General features: G+C 39.7%; 7 protein-coding genes. 6 read left to right on the top strand and 1 reads right to left on the bottom strand.

Annotated elements, in window-relative coordinates; genetic code table 11:
• The 5 genes from NWP21_RS11360 to NWP21_RS11340 form a co-directional block, all read left to right on the top strand.
• Positions 1-271, top strand: a 271-nt coding sequence (locus NWP21_RS11360; protein WP_280792779.1) for a transposase, incomplete at its 5' end; no start/stop codon positions are given.
• Between the two features lie 242 nt (positions 272-513).
• Entirely contained in the window at positions 514-966 is a 453-nt protein-coding gene (locus NWP21_RS11355; RefSeq protein ID WP_280792778.1) for a DUF29 domain-containing protein, read from the top strand.
• A 319-nt stretch (positions 967-1,285) separates the two neighbouring features.
• The gene (locus NWP21_RS11350; RefSeq protein WP_280792777.1) at positions 1,286-2,116 is read left to right on the top strand and encodes a Uma2 family endonuclease; all 831 of its coding nucleotides are present in this window, start codon (positions 1,286-1,288) and stop codon (positions 2,114-2,116) included.
• Positions 2,117-2,157: 41 nt separating this feature from the next.
• Positions 2,158-3,135 carry a hypothetical protein gene (locus tag NWP21_RS11345; RefSeq protein WP_280792776.1) on the top strand — a complete coding sequence of 326 codons (978 nt, stop codon included), beginning with the start codon at positions 2,158-2,160 and terminating at the stop codon, positions 3,133-3,135.
• A 153-nt stretch (positions 3,136-3,288) separates the two neighbouring features.
• Positions 3,289-3,441, top strand: coding sequence for a DUF29 family protein (locus NWP21_RS11340; protein ID WP_280792775.1), 153 nt, complete (start codon positions 3,289-3,291; stop codon positions 3,439-3,441).
• A 215-nt stretch (positions 3,442-3,656) separates the two neighbouring features.
• Here NWP21_RS11340 and NWP21_RS11335 read toward each other — a convergent pair whose 3' ends face one another.
• On the bottom strand, positions 3,657-4,502 hold the full coding sequence (locus NWP21_RS11335) for a Uma2 family endonuclease (protein ID WP_280792774.1): 846 nt from the start codon (positions 4,500-4,502) through the stop codon (positions 3,657-3,659).
• Between the two features lie 472 nt (positions 4,503-4,974).
• Between NWP21_RS11335 and tnpA the strand changes: the two genes are divergently transcribed.
• Positions 4,975-5,305, top strand: a 331-nt coding sequence (tnpA, locus tag NWP21_RS11330; RefSeq protein ID WP_280792773.1) for an IS200/IS605 family transposase, incomplete at its 3' end; no start/stop codon positions are given.

Genomic DNA, 5,305 nt, shown 5'->3' with positions numbered 1-5,305 from the left:
ATGTGTGAAAAGTTTAAAGGGAAGTAGCGCTTATTATTACAATCATTCATTGCCAAACTTACCACAAAAATTTATCTGGCAAGAAGGATATGGTATATTTTCCCTGGGTGGTCATCAATTATCCACAGCCATAGATTATGTTAATAATCAAAAAATCCATCATTTAAACAGAACCACAATTTCATTATTAGAACAAGCAACAGATTTAGACCAACCTCCAACCCACCCCAGAACACCATCATCGCCAAACACAAAACCAGTCGGTTTTTAACCGACTTTAGCTTTGAGACTCTTAATTTATTCCCTGGCTCCCCCGTGTGGATAACTATCCATGATGGCTCCCCCGTGTGGATAACCATCGACCATACCTAATGTGTGAACAACGATCGCCCAAATATCCCCTAGCTGTGCAATAATATATACAGCCGGCTTATACCGTAACCCAGAGCGATCGCCCTCGGAAACTCAATATATATTAATATTAAGTAACGGGTTCAAAACTAGGAGCAAAACATGAGTTTAGAAGCTGAATATGACCTAGATTTTTATGCCTGGATTAATCAGAATGTGGAATTATTGCGGCGGGGCTGTTTATCAGAAATTGACGCAGAACACATTGCTCAAGAGTTGGAAAGCATGGGAAAGCGCGATCGCCGTCAACTTCGCAGCCGCTTACAGGTTTTAATTATGCACCTGCTCAAATGGCAATATCAGCCGGATCAACAAAGCCAGAGTTGGTTAGCTACCATCGATCATCAACGAGATCAAATTGAAGCCTTACTGCTAGACAGTCCAAGTCTGCGGGGCGATTTAGAAACAGCATTAGTAACAGTTTATTCTAAAGCCTTGCGTGATGCCCACAGAGAAACATCCCTCCCGGAAACAGTATTTCCCCTATCCTGTCCTTTTGCATTAGCAGAAATTCTAGCTCCAGATTTCCTCCCCAGTTCAGAATGTGAGAGATGAGTGTAATTAATGTGCTGTAGTTGGTGCGGGTGCGGTAGTGACAAAAGATGTAAAAGCTTATACTATTGTAGCAGGGAACCCCGCCAGAGTAATTGGGCAAAGATCAGCTAACCTCAATTATCAGCTAAATTATTTCCCTTGGCTACTCTGATATTAGAAGTGTTAAATCCTACAATAAAACTTTACAATTTTTGCGTTTTACCCAGATAAAGTTCACCAATGCCAATGCACAAGGACAGTCACCAGTCAACAGTCAACAGTCAACAGTCAACAGTCAACAGTCAACAGTCAACAGTCAACAGTCAGGAGAGTATGAGTCATGTCTCAAAGTGAAGCACCTCCGCAAAAAACAATGCCCACCATGTATGATTTACCCAGTGAGGATATTGATGAATTAGACTCCACAATTCATCCACGCCCACCATGGGAAACCATGCCCACAATGTATGATTTACCTAGTGAAGATCCAGAGGAGCCAGGGTTGCCAGACGAATTTCATGACTTTCAACCGCAATTATTACGGGAAACCTGTCAATCTCCTATCTATCCCCAGGAGGAAATGTTCATTGGTACAGATTTAAACTTATACTATGATGGTCGTCATTATTCATGGTATAAAAGACCCGATTGGTTTTTAGTCTTAGGTGTGGCTGCTTCCAAAAAACAAGAAGATATGCGGTTGAGTTATGTAGTTTGGCAGGAAGTATTAGCTCCATTTTTAATAGTAGAATTATTATCACCAGGTACAGAAGCGGAAGACTTAGGACAAACATCAAGAAGCGCGAATAAACCACCGACAAAATGGCAAGCTTATGAACAGTATTTGCGATCGCCCTATTATGTGATTTTTGATAGGTATGAAAATAAATTACGAGTATTCCAATTAGTTGGTACAAAATATCAGGCCGTAGAACTTGCAGAACCAAAATTTTGGTTTTCTGAATTAAAATTAGGAGTGGGAGTTTGGCCAGGCAAATATCAAGATACAGAAGGTTTGTGGCTACGTTGGTATAATGAAAATGGTGATTGGATTCCTACCTTTGCTGAAAGAGCAGAACAGGAAACACAACGCGCAGAACAAGAGAAACAACGCGCAGACAAACTAGCTGAAAAGTTGCGGGCTTTGGGTGTAAATTTAGATGAAATTTAAAGAAAATTAACCGAAAAAAGCATTTACGCAGGTATGTTATTGTGTGTGTCTATTGTACCCCATCCCCAACCCGTGTTGGCAACTTTGGGCAAGATTCAGATATTGATGTCGCAGTAGAAAATATCAATCCCGAACAATGTTTAGCTATTAGCCTTCTATCAACCTATTTAGAAAGGGATGTAGATATTATAAACTTGGAACTAAGCACAATGATAGAAAAAATTACCACAGAAAACAGCAATCAAACACTAGAAGAAAGAAAAAAAGAGGCATTACAAACAGCCACAAAATGTCGGCAAATCCTTCTAGAAAAGGGAGCAAAAGAGGTAATATTATTTGGTTCTTTATCAGGAGAAAGCCCTTGGCATTGGCAGTCAGACTTAGATTTAGCAGTGAGAGGAATGTCAGAAAAACAACAATGGGAAGCCTATTCTCTTCTGGAAAAAATCACACCTAATTGGTTAAAAATAGATTTAGTAGCATTGGAAGATCTGCCGGATTTTGTGCGTTCTCGGATTCTTAAAGAAAAACCTATGCCAACTAATAAATATTTAGCTCTAAAAACTCGCATTGAAGATGAAATGATAGCTTTAGAGCATAATTTCCAAGCTATGAAAACTGCTTTAGAACAAAGTGATAATGTCCCAGAAATCTTTATCACTCCCACATTATCCAGTTATATTTGTGATTTTTACACAGCTTGTGAGAGAATTAGTGAAAGAGTTGCTGTTACTTTAGATGATGGAATGCCGAAAGCAGAAAATTGGCATGAACAACTATTATTACAAATGGCAGAAATTGGTGGAGAAAATCGTCCTCCTTTATGGCAAGGTTCGTTATTATTAAAATTAAATGATTATCGTAAATTCAGACATTTAGCACGTCATAATTATAATTTGCAATTGCGAAAAGAAAGAGTATTAGAATTAGCCCAAGAAACAGAAGTGATTATAGCAAAAATTCAAGAAGCGATCGCACTTTTTAATCAATGGTTGGAATCTCAAGTAGAAGACTTGTAATTGACTTCTCCCCTTACAGGATGTTTGTCAAGTCCCTCATGGTGTATCTAATATTTTTAGATCCCCCTAAATCCCCCTTGAGAAGGGGGGTTAGGGGGGATCAAGAAGTGTCTAAAATCACCTTATAAAACTTATCAAACATCCTCTAAAACGTTGTATAACTATTTCTTGCAAGAAATTGAAGAAATTTATGTTAAAGCCAGAAGACAGGCTATCAAAAAAACTGAATTACCTGCTCATCTTTTTCCTGAAAGTTGTCCGTTTTCTGCCGATGATATACTTGATCCAGAATTTCTTCCTGATTAAAATTAGTAATGTCCCTGTGAAATTTCTATAATAATGCTTCTCAAAAATGGGCGATCGCACCCGAATGAATCATGTATCAAAGTGAAGCACCTCCGCAAAAAAACCTACCCCTGTGATGGCAGGGGGAAACCTTGAATTTCAATGGTTTTATCTTCTGTTTATGTCCTAACCACCTTGGCGGTTGCTATACCTGTTGAAAATTTATAAAACAGCCTCTAAAGTTGCTCAGGATTTATCCCCATTGTCTGTAATTTAGCCAGCAATTGCTCCCTTTGTTGGCGCTCCTGTGCCAGTAACAATTCCGCAGCCTCTGCTCTTTGCTGTGCTTGTTGGGCTTCTTGCTGTGCCTGTTGAGCTTCTTGCTGTGCCTGTTGAGCTTCTTGCTGGGCTTGTTGAGCTTCTTGCTGGGCTTGTTGAGCTAATTCACGAGCTGTAGGTAGTAAGACCCCCTCTAAAGTTGCCCAACGCACCCAGACGGCATTGGCTCCCCCAAATTCTCCCGCCCAACGCACTAGGGCTAAACCTAATTTTTGACTGATGAGCCTGTTTTGCTCATCGGGGATGATTGGTTCATATCCATGATCCCTGATTATAAAACCAGCAAACTCATTGGGATTAAAGGGATCATACCAAAAGTATTCTGGTACTCTCAGCCTGTTTTGGTATATTTCTTTTTTGTCAGTCTTATCTCGGGAAGCAGTGCTAGAGGATAGCAACTCTATCACCACATCTGGACCTTTACCCTCTTCCCAAGTTACCCAGCATTTGCGCTCTCCCTTGGGAACATCCAACACAGCAAACATATCAGGACCACGAAAATCATGGTTTTTCAATTGATGGGGACTAAAGTAAACAAACATATTACCCCCCACAAAGGCATCTTTATCCCCCAGCCAAGCAGCTAGGGGATCAACCAGTAAGTCCATTTGCAGTTTATGGCGATAGGTTTCCATGGGGATGCCGTCATCATAGAGTAATTCATCCTGGGTGGGGGGATTAACAAAATCTGGGGTTGAATCTGGTGTCGATTGATCTAAGTTTAGCAATGTCGATTCACTCATATTTCCTCCGATTGAATCCCGATGCTTACTAATTTAACTAAGTTTAACTAAGATTGATTCGGTTTTGCATATCCAGGGAGCCGGGGAATGAATTCCCCGTCTCAAAGCTCAAGTCGGTTAAAAACCGACTAGGAAGGAGGTTGAGGTTATTTTGATTTAATTTATCAATTTAATTATGGCTTTATGGCAGTTATATTATCATATTATCTGGGCGACTAAAAAACGTGAGCCTTTAATTAGCCGGGGCGATCATTATCCATACGGGGGAACCATTATCAATCGTTATCCACACAGGAGCCATCATCGATGGTTATCCACACAGGAGCCATCATCAATCGTTATCAACACCGGGGAGCCGGGGAATGAATTCCCCGTCTCAAAGCTCAAGTCGGTTAAAAACCGACTAGGAAGGAGGTTGAGGTTCTTTTGATTTTTTTGTGTGATTTTTTTGATTAAATTTATCAATTTAATTATGGCTTTATGGCGGTTATATTATCATATTATTTGGGGGACTAAAAAACGTGAGCCTTTAATTAGTCATGAGATAGAAAATGAGGTATATGGTTATTTAATTGGTAAGGCTGATCATCTGGGTTGTATTATTCATGCTATTGGTGGAATTGAAGACCATATTCATTTAGTAATTTCTATTCCCCCTAAACTATCTATTGCCGAATGTGTGAAAAGTTTAAAGGGAAGTAGCGCTTATTATTACAATCATTCATTGCCAAACTTACCACAAAAATTTATCTGGCAAGAAGGATATGGTATATTTTCCCTGGGTGGTCATCAATTATCCACAG

Source organism: Anabaenopsis sp. FSS-46 (assembly GCF_029891665.1).
GTDB lineage: Bacteria > Cyanobacteriota > Cyanobacteriia > Cyanobacteriales > Nostocaceae > Anabaenopsis > Anabaenopsis arnoldii.
This window is presented reverse-complemented; position numbering and strand designations above follow the sequence as displayed.

Coding starts and splice junctions, on each gene's coding strand:
- NWP21_RS11355 (WP_280792778.1), top strand. CDS start 514: ATGAGTTTAGAAGCTGAATATGACCTAGATTTTTATGCCTGGATTAAT.
- NWP21_RS11350 (WP_280792777.1), top strand. CDS start 1,286: ATGTCTCAAAGTGAAGCACCTCCGCAAAAAACAATGCCCACCATGTAT.
- NWP21_RS11335 (WP_280792774.1), bottom strand. CDS start 4,502: ATGAGTGAATCGACATTGCTAAACTTAGATCAATCGACACCAGATTCA.